This is a genomic window from Mesorhizobium sp. M0522 (genome assembly GCF_040321085.1).
Taxonomy (GTDB): domain Bacteria; phylum Pseudomonadota; class Alphaproteobacteria; order Rhizobiales; family Rhizobiaceae; genus Mesorhizobium.
This window is the reverse complement of sequence record NZ_JAMYQW010000019.1, coordinates 100279-121451: the sequence shown is the minus strand read 5'-3', so window position 1 is coordinate 121451 and position 21173 is coordinate 100279. Positions and strand designations below refer to the sequence as shown.

The 21173-nt window shown below is 58.2% G+C and carries 29 protein-coding genes and 1 pseudogene; 22 read left to right on the top strand and 8 right to left on the bottom strand.

The window, feature by feature from the left end:
- The 5 genes from NKI58_RS20560 to NKI58_RS20545 form a co-directional block, all read left to right on the top strand.
- Positions 1–428: S4 domain-containing protein (locus NKI58_RS20560; RefSeq protein ID WP_352853712.1), on the top strand; the 428-nt coding region annotated here is incomplete at its 5' end.
- A 235-nt stretch (positions 429–663) separates the two neighbouring features.
- Positions 664–858: a hypothetical protein gene (locus NKI58_RS20555; RefSeq protein WP_352853710.1), complete on the top strand. Its 195-nt coding sequence runs from the start codon at positions 664–666 to the stop codon at positions 856–858.
- Between the two features lie 460 nt (positions 859–1318).
- The gene (locus NKI58_RS35590; protein WP_502898835.1) at positions 1319–1726 is read left to right on the top strand and encodes a hypothetical protein; all 408 of its coding nucleotides are present in this window, start codon (positions 1319–1321) and stop codon (positions 1724–1726) included.
- Positions 1727–2186: 460 nt separating this feature from the next.
- A complete protein-coding gene (locus tag NKI58_RS20550) occupies positions 2187–2573 on the top strand; it encodes a hypothetical protein (protein WP_352853708.1) in 387 nt (128 codons plus the stop codon).
- A 437-nt stretch (positions 2574–3010) separates the two neighbouring features.
- On the top strand, positions 3011–3553 hold the full coding sequence (locus tag NKI58_RS20545; protein WP_352517674.1) for a DUF309 domain-containing protein: 543 nt from the start codon (positions 3011–3013) through the stop codon (positions 3551–3553).
- 69 nt (positions 3554–3622) lie between these two features.
- Here NKI58_RS20545 and NKI58_RS20540 read toward each other — a convergent pair whose 3' ends face one another.
- The gene (locus NKI58_RS20540; RefSeq protein ID WP_352818224.1) at positions 3623–4042 is read right to left on the bottom strand and encodes a hypothetical protein; all 420 of its coding nucleotides are present in this window, start codon (positions 4040–4042) and stop codon (positions 3623–3625) included.
- Between the two features lie 1158 nt (positions 4043–5200).
- Between NKI58_RS20540 and NKI58_RS20535 the strand changes: the two genes are divergently transcribed.
- Positions 5201–5413 (top strand): cold-shock protein, encoded by a 213-nt coding sequence (locus NKI58_RS20535; RefSeq protein ID WP_352853718.1) that lies wholly within the window; start codon positions 5201–5203, stop codon positions 5411–5413.
- Between the two features lie 234 nt (positions 5414–5647).
- On the opposite strand, the gene NKI58_RS20530 is transcribed toward NKI58_RS20535, so the two are convergent.
- Positions 5648–6112, bottom strand: a complete 465-nt coding sequence (locus NKI58_RS20530; protein WP_352853706.1) for a Ros/MucR family transcriptional regulator — start codon at positions 6110–6112, stop codon at positions 5648–5650.
- Between the two features lie 97 nt (positions 6113–6209).
- Here NKI58_RS20530 and NKI58_RS20525 point away from each other — a divergent pair, with 97 nt between their 5' ends.
- The 10 genes from NKI58_RS20525 to NKI58_RS20480 all read left to right on the top strand — a co-directional run bounded on the left by NKI58_RS20525 (position 6210) and on the right by NKI58_RS20480 (position 11242).
- A complete protein-coding gene (locus NKI58_RS20525) occupies positions 6210–6773 on the top strand; it encodes a hypothetical protein (protein WP_352853704.1) in 564 nt (187 codons plus the stop codon).
- Positions 6774–6926: 153 nt separating this feature from the next.
- Complete coding sequence (locus tag NKI58_RS20520) at positions 6927–7193, top strand: DNA -binding domain-containing protein (RefSeq protein WP_352853717.1); 267 nt, start codon at positions 6927–6929, stop codon at positions 7191–7193.
- A gap of 966 nt (positions 7194–8159) precedes the next feature.
- Positions 8160–8450 (top strand): Arm DNA-binding domain-containing protein, encoded by a 291-nt coding sequence (locus NKI58_RS20515; protein WP_352853702.1) that lies wholly within the window; start codon positions 8160–8162, stop codon positions 8448–8450.
- Complete coding sequence (locus NKI58_RS20510) at positions 8438–8716, top strand: phage integrase central domain-containing protein (protein WP_352853700.1); 279 nt, start codon at positions 8438–8440, stop codon at positions 8714–8716. The genes NKI58_RS20515 and NKI58_RS20510 overlap by 13 nt, the downstream gene beginning before the upstream one ends.
- 5 nt (positions 8717–8721) lie before the next feature.
- Positions 8722–9183, top strand: coding sequence for a tyrosine-type recombinase/integrase (locus tag NKI58_RS20505; protein ID WP_352853698.1), 462 nt, complete (start codon positions 8722–8724; stop codon positions 9181–9183).
- Positions 9184–9476: 293 nt separating this feature from the next.
- A complete protein-coding gene (locus NKI58_RS20500; protein WP_352853696.1) occupies positions 9477–9683 on the top strand; it encodes a helix-turn-helix transcriptional regulator in 207 nt (68 codons plus the stop codon).
- A gap of 31 nt (positions 9684–9714) precedes the next feature.
- Complete coding sequence (locus tag NKI58_RS20495) at positions 9715–9942, top strand: hypothetical protein (RefSeq protein ID WP_352853695.1); 228 nt, start codon at positions 9715–9717, stop codon at positions 9940–9942.
- 76 nt (positions 9943–10018) lie between these two features.
- Positions 10019–10639, top strand: coding sequence for a hypothetical protein (locus NKI58_RS20490; protein ID WP_352853693.1), 621 nt, complete (start codon positions 10019–10021; stop codon positions 10637–10639).
- A 173-nt stretch (positions 10640–10812) separates the two neighbouring features.
- The gene (locus tag NKI58_RS20485; protein ID WP_031195317.1) at positions 10813–10992 is read left to right on the top strand and encodes a hypothetical protein; all 180 of its coding nucleotides are present in this window, start codon (positions 10813–10815) and stop codon (positions 10990–10992) included.
- Positions 10993–11062: 70 nt separating this feature from the next.
- Complete coding sequence (locus NKI58_RS20480; RefSeq protein ID WP_352853692.1) at positions 11063–11242, top strand: hypothetical protein; 180 nt, start codon at positions 11063–11065, stop codon at positions 11240–11242.
- 135 nt (positions 11243–11377) lie between these two features.
- On the opposite strand, the gene NKI58_RS20475 is transcribed toward NKI58_RS20480, so the two are convergent.
- The 3 genes from NKI58_RS20475 to NKI58_RS20465 all read right to left on the bottom strand — a co-directional run bounded on the left by NKI58_RS20475 (position 11378) and on the right by NKI58_RS20465 (position 14036).
- Positions 11378–12604: a pilus assembly protein TadG-related protein gene (locus tag NKI58_RS20475; RefSeq protein WP_352853690.1), complete on the bottom strand. Its 1227-nt coding sequence runs from the start codon at positions 12602–12604 to the stop codon at positions 11378–11380.
- A gap of 126 nt (positions 12605–12730) precedes the next feature.
- The gene (locus tag NKI58_RS20470) at positions 12731–12928 is read right to left on the bottom strand and encodes a hypothetical protein (protein ID WP_352853688.1); all 198 of its coding nucleotides are present in this window, start codon (positions 12926–12928) and stop codon (positions 12731–12733) included.
- A gap of 283 nt (positions 12929–13211) precedes the next feature.
- A complete protein-coding gene (locus NKI58_RS20465; RefSeq protein ID WP_352458936.1) occupies positions 13212–14036 on the bottom strand; it encodes an IS5 family transposase in 825 nt (274 codons plus the stop codon).
- A gap of 885 nt (positions 14037–14921) precedes the next feature.
- Here NKI58_RS20465 and NKI58_RS20460 point away from each other — a divergent pair.
- Positions 14922–15254: a hypothetical protein gene (locus NKI58_RS20460; RefSeq protein WP_352853686.1), complete on the top strand. Its 333-nt coding sequence runs from the start codon at positions 14922–14924 to the stop codon at positions 15252–15254.
- Between the two features lie 336 nt (positions 15255–15590).
- Here the strand turns inward: NKI58_RS20460 and NKI58_RS20455 are convergent, their stop codons facing one another.
- The 3 genes from NKI58_RS20455 to NKI58_RS20445 form a co-directional block, all read right to left on the bottom strand.
- A complete protein-coding gene (locus NKI58_RS20455) occupies positions 15591–15809 on the bottom strand; it encodes a hypothetical protein (RefSeq protein ID WP_352579351.1) in 219 nt (72 codons plus the stop codon).
- A 172-nt stretch (positions 15810–15981) separates the two neighbouring features.
- Entirely contained in the window at positions 15982–16392 is a 411-nt protein-coding gene (locus NKI58_RS20450) for a hypothetical protein (RefSeq protein ID WP_352853684.1), read from the bottom strand.
- Positions 16393–16988: 596 nt separating this feature from the next.
- The gene (locus NKI58_RS20445; RefSeq protein ID WP_352853683.1) at positions 16989–17327 is read right to left on the bottom strand and encodes a hypothetical protein; all 339 of its coding nucleotides are present in this window, start codon (positions 17325–17327) and stop codon (positions 16989–16991) included.
- A gap of 83 nt (positions 17328–17410) precedes the next feature.
- Here NKI58_RS20445 and NKI58_RS20440 point away from each other — a divergent pair.
- The 5 genes and pseudogenes from NKI58_RS20440 to NKI58_RS20420 form a co-directional block, all read left to right on the top strand.
- Positions 17411–17650: pseudogene (locus NKI58_RS20440) on the top strand (Arm DNA-binding domain-containing protein); the annotation flags it as partial.
- Between the two features lie 391 nt (positions 17651–18041).
- Complete coding sequence (locus tag NKI58_RS20435) at positions 18042–18692, top strand: tyrosine-type recombinase/integrase (protein WP_352853681.1); 651 nt, start codon at positions 18042–18044, stop codon at positions 18690–18692.
- A gap of 126 nt (positions 18693–18818) precedes the next feature.
- Positions 18819–19043 carry a helix-turn-helix domain-containing protein gene (locus NKI58_RS20430; RefSeq protein WP_352853680.1) on the top strand — a complete coding sequence of 75 codons (225 nt, stop codon included), beginning with the start codon at positions 18819–18821 and terminating at the stop codon, positions 19041–19043.
- Positions 19044–19105: 62 nt separating this feature from the next.
- On the top strand, positions 19106–19915 hold the full coding sequence (locus tag NKI58_RS20425) for a hypothetical protein (protein ID WP_352853679.1): 810 nt from the start codon (positions 19106–19108) through the stop codon (positions 19913–19915).
- Entirely contained in the window at positions 19915–21090 is a 1176-nt protein-coding gene (locus NKI58_RS20420; protein ID WP_352853678.1) for an AAA family ATPase, read from the top strand. The genes NKI58_RS20425 and NKI58_RS20420 overlap by 1 nt, the downstream gene beginning before the upstream one ends.
- Positions 21091–21173 lie beyond the last annotated feature (83 nt).

Here is a 21173-nt window from a genome sequence, read left to right as displayed (position 1 = left end):
TCGTTCGGTTCCTGAAGCTTTTCACCGATCTGCCGATGGACGAGATCGAGCGATTTGGACAGGCTGAAGGAACCGAGCTAAACGCTGTCAAAGAACGTCTCGCCAACGAAGCTACGGCCCTGGCACATGGAACTAACGCCGCCAAACAAGCGGAGGCCACGGCTAGCCAAGCATTTGGGCAGGGCGAAGCCGCAGAGGGGCTACCGACGCTTCATCTAAATGACGCCGAGGGCTTGGCCGGAGTAGCCCTTGTGGATTTGCTGGTACGCGCCGGATTGACCTCCTCCAAAGGGGAAGCGCGAAGGGCGATCTCGGGACGAGGTGTGCGGATCAACGGCAACGTCGTCGAGGTTGGTACAATGATATCGTCCCAAGACCTCCCGATCCGGCTTTCGCTCGGCCGGAAGCGCCACACTGTTGTAAAGTAGGGTTTCAGCAAATGCTGTCGCAGAAATTCTGCCCGCTTAGCGGATATTGCAGACATTCGCGTCGAGTTCCCTGAGGAATGTCGATAGACATTCCTCAGGGGCAGTTAGAGCCGGGCAAAGGCAGCAAACTGGCCGGGTGGGTGATTGGCTACTATTGCGTGATGCATTAACATGTAGGAGGTCGAGCAGCATTGTCACGCTTCCATGCGGCAATGGGCGGGCCGTTTCCTTTGATGTGATCGGCATTGACGGCGACCGCATTTTCCTTGTCGACCTGCGCAACGAGTTGAACAGGTACGCGTCGGTGGTCGACGCTGCGCGCGATGGTCTCCACCGTCTTGCCGTGCTCTATTTCCGCTCAGTCATGAGCAACGCCAGCCAGCGTGTCGACACGTTCGACGAGGTCCCCTGCCTTATCTGCATCGTGTGAAGGCTTTGTGGGTTCGCTCGGGCCGCGCCATCGCCAGCCTATCTTCCTTCACGCCCAACAGCGAAGCATCCAATGCTAATTCGTGAAGCGTCGAGAAAACAAAATTTGACTGGCAATCAAGTTCTGTGGCGCGACCTTTCCTGGATGCGACAGCCAAACAGCCTGACTTCCCCACTGGGAATGCTTGCTGCCTCGACCTCCCTCCGGCCGGCCGAACGCCCTTTGCGGTGCCGGCCGACGCATTCCGTGCCGGTGCCGGAGCCGAGGAGAGCCCGAGGCCTTCACCATCATCAATCCGCTATATGGGCCATGCGCTCAACAACGCGCTGCAGGACACAGGACGTGCCGTCCCACGGGGATTTAGGATTTTATGCCCGCTGTAAAAATAGTTCAGGCAGTGTGTGGATAATCAGCGCTGGCGTCTTGCCGATTGCGCCAATCGGCGCGCACTCTCACCGCCATGGTGGCGCAGCATGTTGAATTGGCCTTGTTCGAGCAGTCACTCGGCAATATCTGGGGCCTCAATCGACCGTTCTGCGATCGTGTGGCTGACGCCGCGAAAAAAACCGCAGGGTCGGTTCTGTTCAATGTTGGCGTCGACGGCGATAGCTGCGTTCAGCGGATGGCTGCGATCGGATATGGCGTAACGGGCACAGCAATAATCGTGTTGGGGAACAACGGAGAACTTAGATGCGCGTCGGTAAACGGGGACACCGCCCTTTTGGTGGCGGAATTGGCTGCGTGGAATGCGTCTCCGCTGAGTGAGTGCGCATTTCGCAAAAACGGGACAGTCGTTCCGCTAAATCGCGGACATATACTCGCCACTAAATTCGCAATCTGTCGGTTTCGATTGGCAGGAAGAATGTGACTCGCGAAATCGTCCAGGGATAATTCCGAGACTCCTCATTTGGTCGCCATGAGATCGCGCTCCAGTTCCGCAATGCGCACGCACTTGCCGAGCGTCGTCCTGACGCAACGCCTTGATCCATCCTCGCCCGCGCATAAGTCTTCCTGCCAGCACCCACCCGAAAAGCCATGCGGATTCCTAATTTCCGGCAAGCCGAAACGCTTATGGAAAAGAATGGCGGCGCTTGGGAAGACCAATGAAGCGATACTACAAGGTCGTCCGCCCTATTGGCCATCTTCGGCTGTGATGTCATGCGCAATCTGTTTGAGGAGCGCTGCAACGGCAGGGCATGCCGCGGACAAGCGAAGTAGCGCCGGCCAAGAGCGCAGTTGCGATGTAGGCATCGGGAGGGCGATTGGTGCGTGGATAGTCAGCCCTGGCCTATTGTCGATTGTGCCAGCCGGCGCGCATTTTCGCAGCCATGGTGGCGCAGCATGTTGAATTGGCGTTGTTTGAGCAGTCACTCGGCAATATCGAAGGCCTGCATCGGCCGTTCTGTGATCGTGTGGCTGACGCTGCGGAGAAAACCGCAGGATCGGTTCTTTTCGATGTTCGTGTCGACGGCGATATCTGCGTGCAGCGGATGGCCGCGATTGGATATGGCGTCACCGGCACAGCAATAATCGTGATGGAGAAGAACGGACAACTTAGATGCGCATCGGTAAACGGGGACACCGCCCTTTTGGTGGCAGAATTGGCTGCCTGGGATGCGTCTCCGCTGCGTGAGCAAGCGAGGGTTGACCACCGCGGAACGGCCATCATCCTGCTAGCCAAACTTCGGAGCTCTGGTCACTTCGCCCGGTTCTAGCCGGCTGAGCGCCGCTTCCTACCTTGCGGGCTAAGCAGATGGCGCGGCGGCGATGAGGCACCAGCGCGCGAATCCCCGCCAGCAGCAGCCGCTCCGCAGTGAGACCCAGCTTCGTTCCCGTCATCAAACTGCTCACGTTGAACGCCGGCGCGACTGGCTCCGGGCGGAGATCGATCCGAACTACCTTGGGGTCGCCTGGGGCCTTGCGACCGGGCTTGCTGCTCGCAGAAGCAGCGTCAGTCTTCGGTGCGCGAGTAGTCGGGCTTCAAGACGGTCAAGCGCTATCGGCGTCTGCCACCGAAGACGTCCGGCGTCGTTCGTGTACGGCGGAGGCTGAAATCTCAGGGATGGAAGGACCCAGCAGCCAATGCAGCGGTGTCCATCAGATTCCATATGACATGATTGTCATCGACGTGCTTTCATGATTGCTGGGGTCTATGTCACGTCGTCGCTTGCTCCCCGAAAAGAATTTCCCGGGCTACGCATACCTGCCTGGCAAACATCCGCATCCGGTTCGCGACCCGCTGGGTCACAGTTACCAAAGCGACCCGGTGACCGTTGTTGCCGTCGAGGAATCACTCAGCTCAAACGGGTTCCGATGGGGTATCGACCTGTTCAATCACGGTTATTACTGGGAAGCCCATGAGGCTTGGGAGCCTCTTTGGCACGCTGCGAAACAAAGCACTCAGCATCGCCTTTTGTTCAAGGGATTGATCCTGTTGGCGGCGGCCGGGGTGAAAATCCGCGAGGGAAAGCGGGTCGCTGCCGCGCGCCATGCGGCGAGAGCTGCAGCGCTTTTTCGTCGGGTGGCGCCTCTGCCGAGCCGGCCCTTTGAGGCCGCACTCGGAATGACACCTGCCAAGCTCGCGGTACACGCCGAAACGGCCACAACTTTCCCGGCTGTTTTGCGAGAGCCGATGCCTGGCCAGCCTGAGCCCGTTTTCGATTTCATTCTCGCCCCTAAATCCGAGGGCGTCTGATAGGCAAGTGCACTGCCGGCCCGTCATGGACAGTTCGACAAGGGCAGCTTCAATCCTGGTGCGGTTGACCTACGGCACAGCCCGGCGCTGGCGGAGCACCCATGGCAGGCGCCGCTTCCATCGTTCACCTCTCGGCAAAGCAACATCTTTCTGCCGCCGCTTTTTCTGGCGGGTCCGTCTGTCTTCAGTCGGTGGGTTCGATGCCTTCGGAACCGGCGCTTTCTCAACCGTCGGCTGCTTAGGAAGCGATCCGTCGGGCATGATCACCTCCTTGGCGTCGGGTACCGCTTCACCAACGGCGGCCATGGGCCGAGAACGGATATCTTCACAAGGAAAAATCGGCACTTCAGCGATCGCACCTTCAGTCTTCGCTTCCGCGATATCGTTCGCGATGGCGGCCAGGTCGATGCCGCCCCAGATTGACTGTGGCCGCTTCATGAGCCCACGCTTCTGTTTGATCTCGACGACAAAAGGTCGCTGCTGCTTCATAGTGCTCTCGGCGGATTTGGGGGCGTGCGAATGTCGTCTAGGCCGATCGCACGCTTTCGTCCACCCGCCCCCACGCATTTTCCAACGGTTTTCGAAGACCGTGAAATCGTCCATGCCACGACTGAAGCGGCTCACCGCCGGAGCCTAGGTGTTTAGGCCCAGGCTCCCGATCTGTTGTCTTGCCGTCAGCATGACCGCCATAACGACCATATCGCCCACGCAGTCGCCTTTAGTAGGCCCATCGCGAAGCCGCAAAATGTTCAAGATGCAATGAAGATGGCCGCCACTTTTCCATGCTCGCATGTTCCCGAGTAAATCGGACCCGTCCAACGCATTTTTGCAATCGGCCACCTGCGACTGATTATGCTGCTGAGGTCCGCGTGCCGGATGTCATGGGTGGCCGGGCACAGATTGCACTCGCAAGCGCTTGGCATCCCAAAGCTGCACTTGGTGCACATCGCATCGGCTTCCCTCCACCGACAAGACTTAGTGTGGGTTGAGAAGTCGCAAGAGGTGGCGCTGACCAGGCTTGTTCCGCAGCCCTCGTTGTCGTTGATCCAGACGCTGGGTGGTGCATGAGGAATCGCAGCAGCGATCACCCACAGGTCAGCTTTGCTGCGCTCGATTTTGTCGATGATCAGATCGGCCCCCTTCTTCGCGAGAGTGGGCGCTCTAATCAGCCTAGAACAAGACTGATCCTGGTCAATCTCACGCGCGCCAACTGCCTCGCCAGATTGTAGAGCCTCTTGCGGGTGTTTTCTAAAACAACCACTAGGGTCATCAGATCAAGCAGGAAGTCGTCGATCGCTTGGGCGGTTGTTCCTTACTCACCTTTGAACTGATCCAGCAAAACGCTCGCCTGATCGATCGCATCCGCGCTGGCCGGAGTGATTAACGCTTCGACTCCTCTTGACGATGGCGATCGTACGAGGTGCCGGCCCCTGACTCCTCATTGCAAGGTTCACCACATGGTGCGTTAGTTCGTCTGCCTTTGCGACTGCCGCTTGGTCGCGGCCAGTCCACTGGCTGCACGATGCGCTTACCACGGCGTGTCGCTCCGGGCCTTACCTTCTTTCGCATTTGCTGCGTTATACTATGAACCGGCCCGGCATGATCGCCGAACCAGAACGTGTTGCAAACTTTACAAGCAATACGCATATGGCGACTGGAACCGTGAAGTGGTTCAACAGCACCAAGGGATTTGGATTTATCCAGCCCGACAATGGCGGTCAGGATGTTTTCGTCCACATTTGCGCTGTCGAACGCGCGGGCCTCTCGACCCTCGCTGACGGCCAGAAGATCAACTATGAGATCGAGCAGGACCGCCGCACTGGCAAATCCTCCGCTGGCAGCCTCAGCCAAGCTGGCTGATTTTTCTCCTACCCCCGGCAAGAGCCGGAAGGACGCGGCAAGTCCGGATGTACTGACGGCCGCTCGACAAGAGCGGGCGAGAATAGGGCTCGGCGCAGCAGATTGCTGCAAGCGGACGCGCTTCTTGTGAAACAAGGATGTTTGCAGTTGAAAGCGGGCTGTCCCCGCCTTCTCGTATTCTGCGCAGATGCCGACCGCAGCTGCGCGCTCCAGAAGGAACCTCGAACGCTGAAATCAAGCTGCGACCTTCTTGCGGGTCCGCTTCGTCGGCGCCGGCGTTTCCGGCTCTTTCAGTTTGCGGCCGAGTCCCATCGTCTTGGCCAACGCCGAGCGCGCCGCGGCGTAATTCGGCGCGACCATAGGATAATCTGCCGGCAGGCCCCATTTGGCGCGATATTCATCCGGCGTCAGGCCATGGTGGATCGACAAATGGCGCTTTAGCGATTTGAATTTCTTCCCGTCCTCAAGGGAGATGATGTAGTCCGGTGTCACCGACTTCCTGATTGGGACAGCAGGCATAAGCACAACCGGCTTTTGTGCGGTGACGCCTGCGGCCGTGCCTTTCAGCGCCGCGTGCACTTGGCCGATCAGGGCAGGGAGATCCCCCACCGGGACCGGGTTGTTGGAGATATAGGCTGAGACGACATCGGCGGTGAGCTCGATGAGGGTGTCAATGTTTTTTGCGGCTTCTTCTGTCATGAAAATTCTCCGGGCAGCGTGAAACACAGTCGGCGAAATGTTGCTTCATAGTGGCGGTTGTCGCTGAAAGCAAATACAGCCCGGCAGGACTATCGCGATGCTCGTCGGCACCGAGGATCATAGCGCTGCATCCGCCGTCGTGCGCGTGTTGTTGCTCAGTGTCGGCTGCCTCTTGACTGGGGCGGAGCTTGGTTTTTGGGATCCCGATCCACTTCATGTGAATTGCAAAACGCAAGCGCCGAAGATGTTTCGCGACGCCCATGAAGTGTCGACGTCGATATTCCGCGGCTCGCGAAGTCAACGCATCATGGATATCATGGCCCTTTTCTCTATCAGGCGTTCCGCTGTCGCGGGAAGGCCAACCAATCGCGATGCGATCCATCTCGGTTATTGCAAGTCCGTGTCCATGCTGCTCGACACCTTTGTTGGCGACCGTGCCGCGGTGCTTGGCCCATATTCAGGCATGACGGCAGCCTGCTGCAACGCGCGTCTCGGTCGTAAGCTTTGGGTCGAACTTGTCAGTGATCTCGAAACCGGGGCGGTTTCTGTTTCGTCATCCTTTCTTTGGGAATGTGAAATTGATGGCCGAGCAGTCCGCCTGAAACCGATGTGCAGCCGGACGGTCTTGAGCTTTTTGCAATTCATTCTTAACCTGGGTTGAACCGCTCAGAAGATGCGCATATCGCCTCGAGCGGGCGCTTGCGGGTCATGATCGCGATGTTGTCTTAGCTACGATGTTTCCCATCCGCTTGGTTAGGCTGTCGAAAAGAAACAATCGCTCTTCGATCACTTACTTCCGGAGCCCAATATCATGATGAAATATCCAGACGTTAAACCAGGTCTTAAAGAAGAAGTGCCCTGGTCTGACAGCCTGACCACCTACGACCGCCAGCACTTCACGACCTATCTGAGGTTCTTGGATGCATCCGCTGACAATGCGAGCTATGAGGAGATGGCGCAGGTCATCCTCGGCATCGATCCGGTGCAAGAGCCGGAGCGCGCCCGGAAAACCGTGCGAAGCCATCTCGATCGGGCGAACTGGATCGTGACGACTGGTTACAAGGAATTGTTCGCCGGATGAGGGCGAACAGGCGGCGACACGCTCCGCTTGTCAGATGTGGTTACGGCGTCCGCGACAAGAGCGGTCTGACGGTCGGGGCTGCGGGAATTAGGTTCAAATTGAAAGACCTCAGTTCTTTGCTCGATCATGACGATCGACCAGATGGCCGGCGACCGGTGCGAGCACCAGACCCGCCACGCTGGACGACAGCAACACGAGGCCAACCAACCCCGAACCGCCAATATGAAAAGCCACCCATGCAGGCAGGACAAATTCCGACGCAAAGAAAGAAGCCGATGAAAAAGCTAATAAACAGCGGGTCGTCCGATCGTCAAGCGAGACACGTTCCCGGCTCGCTTTCCGATGAATCTTGGCGTTTTGCGCCGCTGTCAGTTCCCCGGCTGCTTGAATATTCGCCCGGTTGGTCGAAGAGGACGCAGCGCCTGGTCTCGGTGGCTGTGCTTTTGAGGTCCCTGTTGAGGAAGCGCCTGAACGTTGCGGGCGGTGGGGTTACGGCTACGGCCTGCTGCTCCGCCGCTGATTCGGCCGGCTGTGGAGGAGCGGTTGATTGATCGGCGGATGGTAGCCAGCGACGAGACTGCGGGCACCGGCAGTTTGCCCCTGGCTTTCCTCAGCGCCGCCAACGCTTGCGAACAGCCTGCAGACGTCGCCGTTCGACGAGTGGTCAAAGCCGGCGCATCCCGAACGCGCGGAGCAAAGTTTCCCGAAAGACTCCAACTGGACGCTGACCTTCGCACTGACGGTCCCATTCAAGGAAGTGTGCGGATAGTAGAAGAGATCCCCAGGCGACAGCGATGAGAAATGCGATCCGCGGCGGCATGTTTCAGTCCCTCGTAGCGACGGGATGCACAAAGTCGGGAGTCCCCGCCTGTTTCCGTAACATATTGAAATTGTTTATGTGTTGACATTGCTATTTGCCGTATTTTCCCTATTTTCCATATCAAGGTTATGGCAAGAGGAATCGATATGGCCAAGCACAAGCTTTCCGAAACACGGATTCGAACCCTTCCAGTAGGCATCCATTCGGATGGAGACGGCCTGTTCCTGCGCGTCGGGAAAGAGGGGTCGCGGCAGTGGTTCTTTATCTATAAGCGGGCAGGCAAAAGAACCGAGCTTGGCCTCGGTGGGTACGGCTTTGGCACGGCGCCGGTTTCGCTTGCCCTGCGCGGGAGAAGGCTGAGCCGGTTCGACAACGGCTGGCGCGCGGTGACGAACTATCCGCCCGAAAGATATTCGCGGACGTTATGGACGACGTGATAGCGGTGAAGGAGAAGTCTTTCCGCAATGGGAAGCACAAGGCGCAGTGGTCGATGACGTTGCGTGAATATGCCAAGCCGCTGCACAAGAGGCCGATCGCCGAGATCGCGCGCGACGACGTGGTCGAGACGCTGAAGCCGATCTGGGAGAAGATACCAGAGACTGCTGACCGCCTCCGCATGTGCATTGCAGCAGTAAATGGATCACGCGAAGGCGAGGCGGCTTTTATGTCGGCGACAACCCTGCCGACTGGCGGAGAGGCCTGAAGGATATGCTTCCGGCTCGACAGAAGCTCACGCGCGGCCATCACGCAGCAGTCGGCTACAAGGAACTGCCTGCCATCATCAAGCGCCTACGAGCCGCCGCTGGCGTGTCAGCTAGGGCTGTGGAGTTCGCCGCATTGACCGCAGCGCGTTCCGGTGAGGTTCGCGGCGCAGTGTGGCCGGAGATCGACCTTGATGCGGCCTTGTGGACGGTACCCGCCGCAAAGATGAAGGCTGCGCGCGACCATGAGGTTCCGCTTTCCGAGCGCGCCGTGACAATCCTCCGCGCTACACAGCAGCAGTCGACCAGCGATCTGGTGTTCGAAGGTGGACGCGACGGAAGGCCAATCAGCGACACAGCGATGACGAAGGCGCTTAGGGCCGCTGGTGCGGGCGATGCGACCTTGCATGGTCTGCGCTCATCGTTCCGTGATTGGGCTGGCGATAGACCGATTACCCGCGCGATGTAGCCGAGGCGGCCTTGGCTCATGTGCTCAAGGACAAGACCGAAGCCGCATACAGTGGCACCGCGTCGCAAAAAAGACGCGGCTTGATGGTAGACTGGCACAGTATTGTGAAAATAAAGCCCGTTGACCATATTGACATTACAGGCGAAAACGCATATTGTTCTTCACCTTGGCTTACCTCGCCTAAGTTAACGGCGACCCGAATCCCTCTCTAAAGATTCAGATTTTGAACGTGCCCCTTCGCACGTTGGATTTTCCGCACGCTCTTTTTGCGCCGGGTTGCAATGGGGATTCCGATGACAGCAAACGACAACCGACCGCGCCTGATCGCACCAAAAGACGCGGCGGCAGCCACGTCTCTTTCTCGTACACTATTGATTTTGATGGCCGAAGCCGGGGGGTTCCCGAAGCCCGTTTCGCTATCCGAACGACGTAGTGCATATATGCGTGCCGAGGTCGAAGAGTGGATTGATAAGCGTATCGCCGCGAGCGCGGCAGCATGAGCCACAATGCCGAAACTGTTGCGAAATGTTTATGCTTTGGAAGGCTACCGAGAAGGCGTTCCTGCAGCATCTTCTGATCCGCTTGATAGAGGATGTTCCGGACTTCAATAGGGAAAAGTTCGCAACCGGCTTGCACCTACTGCAAGAGGAGTGGCCCATCGACCGAACAGACAAAGATCGAGAAGCGCAGGACTTAGTCAGCATCCGCTTCCTTGGCGAATTGATTGAAATGACAGCAATGCGCATCACTCGAGAGTGAGCACACTGACGGGCCGCGCGTTTCTTCAAAAAACACCGCCGACCAACGGCGGCACTCCAAGACTGGACCGCTCCCCTTGAAAATCCTTGATGCCCGACCGGAGCCGCCAGGCTGCGGCAACGTCATTGCGCGCGTCGACGTAGCACTGGATGATGCCGTGAAAATCTATAATCTGAAGGTGTCCAAGCGACCCGATGGCGGCTTCGCCGTTTTCGCGCCGAACGCTCATGGTGGGCGCGTCGTCACGTTTTCTCGTTCTCTTGTTGCCGAAATTGCCAGCGCCGCTGTTGCCGCGCTCATGGAGCCGACGCCGAATGACCGCACCCACACTGAAGCAGAAACGTTCCTCGACCTTATCAACAATGGCGACGCAGAGAGGCTGGCCAGTTTTCACTACGGCAATATGGCCAGGACAGGCGGATCGATCATGGTTGCGCCGGAAGACGTGGCCTGGGACCACTACACGTTCAAGCGCGAACTGTTACAGCCGCGATCCGACAACGAACCTGCAGATATCAGTGAGGCCCTCCGCTGGTGCGTTGTGGTCGACAACATTCCAGAATGTGACGCCGACACGGCCGGGATTATTTACATCGAGAGAGAGACGCCCTTGATGAGAAAGTTCTTAGGGCGGCTATCAGCAATGTCGTCAAACCAGGTCATCTTGAAGCGGGACTTAGGAGGATTGTCGTTGTAAGTCTCGGCCGATTTGGAACACCGCATGAGCGCGCCAAGGCCAAGTAAAAATTTTAGCATGATCGTCCTCCTTTCAATGGAGAAACCAATGCGGCGGGCAGATAGTTCCACAGGTCCGGAACAATGCTCACTAGCGCTCGTTGCCTCTGATCGATGGGCGAGGAGCGCGGAGATATGGCCGTGAAGAAAAAGAGCGACGATAGCCGCGTTAAGAAGGGCGCAGAACTTGAGGTAGAGCACCTTACCGAAGTCACGGACCTATCGGCCAAACAGGCGCGCACATTATTGCGGAAGCACGGCGCTGACTGGCAGAAGCTCAAGGACGAAGCCGAAGATTTAAAGGATGACGACTGACTACCCGTCCCGCGCATTGCGGAAACGGACTACCCGGCCTGGCCGGTTTCTCGAATTGGGATGACCACCCATGACAAAGACCACCCGCAAGGACAGTCCAGGAATGGCCGGCGGGCCTTTTCAGCGCAATGAAGGGACTTTTCTTGCGCCGATTTCTCCTCCCGCAGATGGCGCTATCCACTGTGAATGGGCCACGGTTGTTCCCGACGCCGCATATGCACCGACCATTGCGCAGCCAGGTCAGACTTAGGTCCCCATGATCGAGCGAGGCTGAGGGGCGCACCTCAATTGGGGCCGCGGGTCAGTCGCTCGATCCGTCCAACACGGAAGCAAGCGAACCTCAAATGTAGTCTGTCTCACAACACTGCGCTGGCTACAGCCAAGTTCATTTCATCAGTCTCGTTGCAGAATTCGTTGTCAATAAGTCACTTGCGCCAGCAAGATAAATCGAGCCATTGCCGTTCATCTCGATCCGGTTGACCACAAAGATGCGAGGCTTACTGTCGGTCGACAATGCACCGCCCCCTGTAAGAAAAAGCTTTTGTGACGGCAGATAGACTATACCGCCTAGATCTGTATCGCCACCGCCAATGAGCGTCGAGGTTCTCTCCACGCCTTGGGGTTTTTGAGCTAGCGCGATCCCCACCCACGGGCCGCTGGTCGGCGCCGTCAGGCGTAGCTTGGCGCCGGCCTGCATTGTGGTGGTGGCCTGATCGTCGAGTAGAACGATGGTGGTACCGTCAGCTGCATCGAGAACCGCGCCGGAGGAGAGCGAAAGCCCTCCCGTCCTGATGACATACGTTCCCGCGGCAAGATTGACCACCGCTCCGACCGATAGAGTGAGCCCTCCACAAAAAGTGCCGGGAATGAGATTTGCGGTGGCGTTTTTGATCACCAGGTTATTGTAGGTGCAGACATTGTCTGTTGGCCAGACCAGTCGGGAGATAATGGGATCTGCCAGCTCTTTCTGATTAAAAAGCGGTTGAGGGTTGAAGCCGGCAGACGGCCCGGAGGGGCCGACGACTGACGTGACCAATGTCCTGATGGACGATGCGCCATTCGTGGCTAGTGCGGACCCCGATCTTGAATTCACCTGCGCAACGCATTTCTGGCCATTTATCGATGAAGACCCCGAATTCGACCATGCGTTCGAGGCGGACCGATCTAACACGAGAAGACAGACTGGGTATCGCGGATAGGCAATCGCGGTTGCGCTTCGGCTAATATCAAGTTTAACGACGCCAAGGATTGCCGAGAAGGCCAATTCCTGCGGTTGGTGCAATACAACCGTCACGATTGTGGGATTGGTTGATCCAACCGTCTGGTGGGCGTCACCACTATAGGGACTTCGCGTGGCCACAAAGGTGGGGCTGGCGAAAGTATCAACGTTCTCCTGACGCTGCTCCGACCTCATATCGCTGCTGTTCGCGCTTGCCACGGCCAACTGAAGGGCCGTGGAGTCGGCTCCCTCCTGCAACTGTTGGGCAGTTCGGCTCACGCGCGCAAAGTCTATCGCCACTCCGACGCCCAAAAGCACGACCGGCAAGACCAACGCAAACACCACGGCGAGGTTGCCGCGTTCTGAACGCCAAAATCGTTCGGTCACCCGCATGGAAGCCCCCTTCATTTAGCTGGGACTAACCTAGCGGCAGCATATTGAGGGTCCGTTTCGCCAGCGGGTAAAGTTGTCTCGATCGCAAATCAGCTTGCGGGGAGCAGCTGAATCAGCGTCTCAAATTCACCACGATGACGCCGCCAAGCGCCAGTGCGCCGCCGTCTGGCGCCGGTCTGGTGATCGCCGGCCCGCACGTATCATCGCGCGCGCGATGGCGAGCTGCGCCTCGACCTTGGCGTTTTCCTTCTGCGTCATGTTGTCGGCGGCGATCAGGCGACGGAGCGACCGCATCACCTCGCCGTGCCGCCAACCGGCTTCCATGGATGCAGGTCAATTCACGATTTGCTGAAACGCGCTGTTTCCGCCCGGGTGGAGCTAGCCTGTCAGTTTAGTGAAGTCGTGGCGCCGCGCGCGAACATGTGCCAGCAAATTCGTTTCGTTTACGACCCCTGATTGAAAGAGATTCAGCGTGGTCGAGGCCAGAATCTGACCGTCTATCGAAGTGCTGTACCATTTAGCGTCGGCGGTTATCTGGTCGACAACCCGCTGGCAAATCGCCCGATCTTTAGGTCTAAGAGCCTGAATCAAAAAGAGTGTTTTGATATCAACTTCTTGCGAGCCTGCGGGTGAGCAGGCGAATGTGAGCGACGTATATCCAGGCTTCTGCGGAAGCGAGGGATTTCTCCCAGTCCTTGGCCAGCCTGCGGCATCGCCCCAGCCATGCGAATGTGCGCTCCACGACCCAGCGGCGCGGCAGGACCTCAAAGCCTTTGGCTTTATCCGTCCGCTTGACGATCTCCAGGGTGAACGTGCCGATCTTTTGCATCGCGCCCTTAAGCTTCGGTCCGGCATATCCGCCGTCGGCGAAGACGTGTCGCAGCCACGGCCAGCGTTCGAGAATGGTCTTGAGGGCAGCCGGTGCGCCGTCCCGGTCCTGGATATCAGCGGCGTGGACGACGAGACCGACCATCAGGCCGATGGTGTCGACAACGATGTGACGCTTGCGCCCGTTGATCTTCTTTCCCGCGTCGAAGCCACGAATTCCGCCGCTTTCCGTGGTCTTGACCGATTGGCTGTCGATCACGCCCGCCGTCGGGCTCGCTTCCCGACCCTCAGCCTCGCGCGCCGCCATGACGAGGCTGTTGCTGATGGTCCGCAACAAGCCCGCCTCACGCCAGCGATAGAAGTACTTCTGCACCGTTGAAAAGGGTGGGAAGTCTTTCGGCAGCAATCGCCACGCGCCGCCCGACGAGGCGAGGTAAAGAAGTGCGTTCACGACCTCGCGCAGGTCTGTCTTGCGCGGCCGGCCGATGCGGCTCGCCGACGGCATCATTGGCGCAATCAGCACCCACTCTGCATCGGTCAGATCGCTTGCGTAGCGGGCGCAACGCCGCTCATAATGCGCACGGGTGATTTCAGTCCAGGCCATCGTGATCTCCATCGAATCTTGCAAATCCGACGGAATCACAACCTGCTGAAATCACTCAACTCTTTTTGGAACGGACACTAAGGAACTGACTTTTCGGCGCTCGTAGCATCTCGATGCCTTTAAAGGGGAGTCACTTGTCTCCCACGCGACACCCATGCGTGGGTCTCCCGAGAATGGATACTAAACGCATCCAGACAGAAAATTGCCATTCGTTTGAGTGGTACGATGCGGGGCGTTGGCATCGGTGACGTGGTTGCGATCACGGCCGCGGTACGGAGGGGGTCACCGACGACCGTATCAGTGATACAACGCACTTCCTTAGCGGGCGGCCCAGCAGCTTGGGTTAGGGGGCGGCCGCTGGGCCTGACCGGCGAGCCTTTAGGGAATGCTCGACTGGCTGGTTGGTATTTTAGATAACTCTAATATAATCGAACCATGCGAACGAAGTACGCGGCGGTAAGAAAGTGGCTGGCGTCCGATTCACTTACCGCGCGGTTTTGCCTTGGGTTCTGGCGAGCTTTCGGACGTGTTCGCAGCGAATTTTGCAGATCGCCGATCTGTTACCCACAGGGACTTTTTCCTCGCCACCAAATCGTCACGATCGCCCTCAGCGGTCGCTCGGCTATGCATCGCAGCTATGGCGTAGTCGGCTCTGTTGGTTCGATAGTCTTCTTTTTGGACAGTCATCGTTTGCTCCCAGTTTCATAGCCCCTCTTTTTGCCCTGGCGGGGAGATTAACTGCCGGTGCATTACGCGAGTCAATCGATTAAACGACCACTCCGCAGTCGCGAGGGCGGGAAGCAAGCCGACAATTTTAACGTTGGAACGGCTTACAGAGTGCCGGCAACACAGCCGCCCTTTCGTCGGGCTGCGTTGATCGCGTCCATGTTGCCCTTCAGCTCGGCTCTTGGCTTCACGTGCCTTGATGTCTGTGTTGTCCATCATGCTGCCAACCGGCAAGCCAAGCCAAAACACGCCGTCCACGTCATGGCGGGCGGTTCTGTGTTGTACGGCCATTATCGGCGCCAGGTCGGAACTCGTTCGGTAAAGTTCGGCTTCCAACTGGCTGCAGGACTTGCCGCGTATACGCTGGACGAAACCAGCGTGGGCTTGATGTCGGCTGGGCGAGTAGCGCAGCCCGACAAAACGCTGATGGCTACAAATGCACATAACTTGATTCATGCTTCCCCCAAAATGCCCGCGGCGAGCAGGCGCTGAGGGCAGGACGAAGTCTATGTGCCTTGACGGCATGCGGAATATATTCCTATTCTGCGGGATGCCGCACCCTCGCCGACACGAAGCCGTTTCCGAATATCACCTCGCCAAAATTGAACGACAGGCGTGGCTTCTGACGGTAGAACTCCGCGACGCGCAGTTGTCGCTCAAGCCATTTCATGAGCCTTGGGACGTGATCGACCGGCTGCACGGAGATATAAAGCGGGCGATCAATCTGCTGAACGGCAGGCCGGCCGACTACGAGCGGCCGCATGCGGCGCCGATGTCGGGTAGGTAGAACACCTACAGCGAGGCAAAGGACGGCACCCAAACGCAGCGCTAAGGCCGCACAATATCAGCGAGTTTCAGGCGCATCCTCTGGCCCTCCGCGAAGGCTAGGGCGAAGGATTCCAGCACGAATGCGTAGATGCGTTCTTCGTCTTCCTCGACTACGTGCACCGACCACTCGCCGTGGACTTCTACCACTTCAATTCGGGTTTCCAAAAGGCCGTCATAGCCCTCTGGATTATCACAGGCAGCGCGTTGGGGTCTGGGCACCGCTTTCCTCCATGTTGCGAACTATGACACAGCGGCCCGCGTCGTGGGGCTCGGCCACCGGGCCTAACCGGCGAGAAAATGGTGGACTGGCCGGCTGACGAATACATGCGCTCAAGTCAATTCGAAGCGAAACATGCGAACGAATGGGCGAGCTTTTGTGCTTGGATCTACATTAGCCGCATAGCAAATTGGCTGGACGGGCGATAAACGACAAGCCTGCGACGACGTACATCGTTAGCGTTTTCGAGAAGCCGTACTGGCGCACTGTGCTGACCACGAAGGACAAGGCCAAAGCAGAGGCTATGCTAAAAGAGATCGGCGAGGGCGCCCGGATCGAGGAAATCACTCCGAAGAAGAAACGGTAATGACCGGCGGATGTTGAGGAGCCTAACCTGCTCGCCGCCGACACGACGCTGCTATCGGCCGACCCGTTGAACGGACTGCTTGAACTAGAGACCGACAGCGGTGCGATTGGAACTGGCTGAATAGAATCCTGGCCGAGGGACTTCTTTCTGCCGTCGTCGAATTTCTCCAGGCCGGCGACGGAGATGACGCGCCGACATTTGCGGTCGAGCGTTCGCATAGAGGCGCGCAGCAAATCACCATCGCACCGCTGGCACAAGCGCCCGCCAGGACGCGCGGGGGCGCTTCCCGTTGTCAGACAGCGGCGAGCCGAAACGCGCGCTGGTGAGGCTCCCCGACGGAGGCCTTCAGCAAATTGACTGTATCAGCTCATCGGCGTGCCGCTCTCGCATGATAGCCGATCGCAGTGAGGCCGATCCCCCCGTTCCCTTCGAGCTCGAACCCACCAACGCTCAGGGATGCGGATCTGGTTTGGGGATCGACAGGAGTTAGAATCGGAACCAGCCGAACGTGCCCCTTCATGTCCACTTCACAGCACTGCAATCGTCCGCCTATGCTGGGTACAGTCGCGTCATCTATCAGGCTGACGATTGCATCCCAAGCATGCTGTCCTTTTGCTGTTCTACGCGCTAGCTCTTTGGGCTGCCCGAGGGACGTGATGTGGTCCTTCAACTCAACTTTCTCCACCGCGATATCAGCAGGATCTTCCTGTACAATGAGGCCATACACCGCAAAGGTACGCAGCTTAGGGCAACGTCCGAAGAGGACGACTTCGCCGCGGCCATAGATGCCTTGATTGTTATGAGAGCTCCGGATTTAATTGGAAATTTTGGTCACAACAACTCTGAGGAAACCAGCAATCTCTTCAAGAGATGGTGGGCCCTTTGGGTTGGTGCTCGCCAATGTTTGACAGGCCGATGAGAGAGCCGCATATGCGGAAAATGCGAGCAACGTGGAACCGGCATAGGTAAAACCAAAACGTAGCTGACTCGCGACTACCGGCTGCATATTGTTCCCCCATCGCGTCACCACAACAGGAAGAATCATTATCTTGGAAACATTGTCCGAAAAGATTTGACGCTCATCGCCGGTTATTCGCGAGTCGGCCAAGCAGATGAGTCGATTGCCGTCAAGGTAAAGGCAGACCACCGTCATAATTCTTAAAATCCTCTATGTTGCAATTCCATACTCATCGCCTTCCGGCATTAATTGCCAGCATCCCGCCATAGCCAGGATGGATGGAAGGGACCGGACAGTCGAATGGTGGCAACGTGTCCAGATCTCTGCACAAACTTTCCGCGCGTAGCGTGGCGGCAATCGACAAACCAGGCCGGCACGGCGACGGCGGCGGGCTCTATCTGAATGTGTCAGGTGATGGGCGACGCCGCTGGATTTTCCTTTATCGGCGCGAGGGGAAGCTCAAAGAGATGGGGCTTGGGAGCGCTCGCGATGTCACATTGGCGCGGGCGCGGGAGGCGGCAAACGAGGCGAGGGCGGTCTTAAGTGCTGGCGGCGATCCACTTCGTCTGAAACGCACCAAGGAGCTTCAGGCCGCAAACCCTTCCCCCGGCGCTACACCTCTTTTTGGGGAATTCGCCGATAGCCTGATCGACCAGATTAAGGGCGGGTTTCGCAATGCGAAGCACGTCGCGCAATGGAAAATGACCTTGGGTGACACTTATTGCCGAGCAATACGGAAGATGCCCGTCGATCAAATCGCCACGCCGATGTCCTCGGCGTCCTTCAACCTATCTGGTTGTCAAAAGGCGAAACCGCCGGCCGAATCCGCGGCCGGATCGAACGTGTTCTTGATCGGCCAAGGCCAGCGGACACAGGGAAGGCGAAAACCCTGCCCGCCTTCGCGGTCATTTGGCCCTGTTGCTGCCGGCAAGGCCAAAACTACAGCGCGGTCACCACGCCGCGATGCCTTACTCGGCGGTGCCCGCTTTTTTCCAATCCGTTGGAAGCCTCGACAGCATATCGGCCGATGCGCTCTCGTTTCTGATCTTGACCGTGGCGCGAACTGGCGAGGTCAGGGGCGCCACTTGGCGAGAGGTCGACGCGGTCGCTAAGATTTGGACGATTCCTGCGGAACGAATGAAGGCGGGCAGGGAGCACCGCGTACCGCTTTCAGAGGCCGCAATGGAAGTGCTGCGGAGGATGGCAGAGATCGCGCCTGAAGGGGCTGCTAGAGCGGCGGCGTTTGTATTTCCGGGCGCTATGTCAGATCGGCCATTGTCAGTGATGGCGCTCGCAATGTGCTTGCGCGGATTGGACCCGTCCGCAACGGTGCACGGCTTCCGATCTTCGTTTCGTGACTGGGCTGGAAATGAAACATATTTCGCGCGCGAGATCATGGAACAGGCGCTTGCGCATCGTGTCGGTGATTCTACCGAATTGGCTTACCGGCGTTCGGATGCGCTGGACAAGCGGCGTAAACTGATGGACGCCCGGGCCACCTATGTTTCGGCCGAGAAGTCAGGAAACGTCGTGCCTTTCTCCACAAATGCAACTGCTTAGAGGGAGTCGCACCTGCAGACCCGAGCTTGTCGATGACGCCCGCCTTTTCGCAGCATCGCGGAGTTCACCATCCAAAAATATGTATATTTTGTCAGTCCGGTACAAAATCTATTGAGGATTACGGACATGGAATTGACCAAGAATTTCTACACGATCAAAGACCTAATGCACCTCACCGGCGTGAGCCGGGCAACCATCTACAACATGCGCGCTCGCGGTGCGCTACAGTTCCGCAAGTTTGGCGGCAGGCCCGTTGTACTTAGAGACGATTTTGATCGGTACATGGACGCCCTTCCTTTGGTTCCCGCCGAACCGGGTCCCTTGCCGTCCCACCTTCGCAAATCTGCCTAAAACGCGAAAAGCCCTGCCATGGCCGGCAGGGCTTCGCATTCTCATAATCAGGCAGATAACCGATGACAGTTCATACTCAAATTGCGCCCGGCGAGCAAGTCGCTGGCGACGTCCAAAGCGTTTGCAAAACGCAAACACCCGACATCAATCCGCCCGGTGGACTACACCGGCTCATCGCCTCTGGCGTGGGTCTGTCCGAAGACCAAGTTGAAGCGATTCGGTGCTCCCAGGCCGCCAACATCGAGCCGAGTATTCCGACTACCTACGCTTGGCCCACGGCCGTCGAAGTTCTCCGAGGCGGCGGCCTTCACATCACCGGGATCACAAAATGCAGCCTATGTAGGCGACTGCATTTTACTGGGCTGAGTGCCGATCCCTTGAGAGTCCCGGAATGCAGCGACGGTTTTCCGCCATTTCACGGTGGACGCCGCAAACCGGCCCTAGGCCGCGTCGTGCCTATTCTAGACGTTCTGCCCGACGACATCGTTTTCGAAATGAAGGCCCCTACGGCCGATCTGGCGACGTTTTGCAAGATCGCGCTTGAAACGGCGGAGCGTGAGCCGGTCAACTACGCCAATCTGGCGGCCGATGTTTCCGAATTTCGGAGCTTGGCGGCCTATCGTCGTACAACGCGCTGGCGCCGCTCTAACAGCGACGCGGCTTTTACTGCGCTTGTGCGTTCGAAGGTTCTGGAAGAGCGCATTTGTATTATCACGGAGGGCTCGGACCTGCCCGAGCCGCAGCGGACGTGCGCCGCGCGGCGACAGGCGCTCGCACAGTACATCCGGGGCCATGGTCCGGGAAAGATGCGCCTCCGTTTCGCCCGCGCGCTGTACGCCGCGCTTAAGGCGGCGGGACGTGGTGAGTTGTGATGGACGGCCATCGCCCGGCCCCCGACGACTACTCGTCGGACAAGCCTCCATTGAAGGAGGAGCCCGCTTCTCGCCGCGCCGCCAGCGGTGCGGCCCAACTCAAGACGATCAACGCGAGCAACCTAGCCGCCACTGACCCGCCAGCACGGAAATTTCTTGTTCCCGAACTTATCCCGGCAGCCACCGTCACCTTGTTCTCTGGCGATGGCGGCACCGGAAAGAGCTTGCTGGCGCTCCAATTGGGAGTGTCGACGGCCACAGGCACCGACTGGATCGGCAATATGCTGGAAGAGGGCCATGCGCTTTATCTATCGGCGGAAGACGACATTGATGAAATCCACCGACGCCTCGTTGCAATATGCGCGGGGCGGGATTTCTCTGTTGCTGATTTGCGGAAGCTGACCATCGCACCGTTAGCCGGCCTAGACGCCGTTCTTGCCAGTCCGATGACAAAGGGTAATGCCATCCGCGCCACCGCGCTGTTTGACGCCCTGGCGGCCAAAGCCTGTGCATTGATGTCGGCCTTGATTGTGCTCGACACGTCGGCTGATCTCTATGCCGGCAATGAAAACGACCGCGCCCAGGTCCGCCAGTTTGTAGGCATGTTGCGTGGTCTCGCGATGACTACCAGAGCGGCGGTTGTCCTGCTTTCACACCCTTCGGTGGCGGGGATGACGGCCGGAAGCGGCACGTCCGGCTCGACGGCCTGGAACAACAGCGTTCGATCCCGGCTCTATCTTGAGCGAGTGAAAGCCGATGACGGGATGGAGCCGGACGTGGATTTGCGTCGGCTGCGTTCAATGAAAGCGAACTATGGACCAATAGGCGGCGACATCCTACTTCGCTGGAAATCGGGGCGCTTCGTCCCCGAACACGGCGCAGGCGGAATCGACCGAATATCAGCGGAGGCACGAGCCGAGGCGGTGTTCTTGAAGATCCTGTCGACCTACGCGAGCCAAGATCGCAATGTTTCGGCATCGCCAGGCCCAACTAATGCGCCCTCCATATTTGCGTCGGATGCCGACGCCGCCGGCTTCTCAAAGGCTGCTCTAAAAAAGGCAATGGATCGGCTGCTCAAGAAAGGGGAGATCGACAACGTTGTGTTCGGTTCTCCCTCGCATCAACGATCACGCTTGGCCCTCAAATTAGAGCCTTTCCGCGAGGTGTTTTCATGACCTTCCATCGGGGTTCCAACGCGCTTCCCTCAACGCGGCTGGCGCAAGCACCGGCTCCATCGCCCTCTACACCGCTGGCGCTG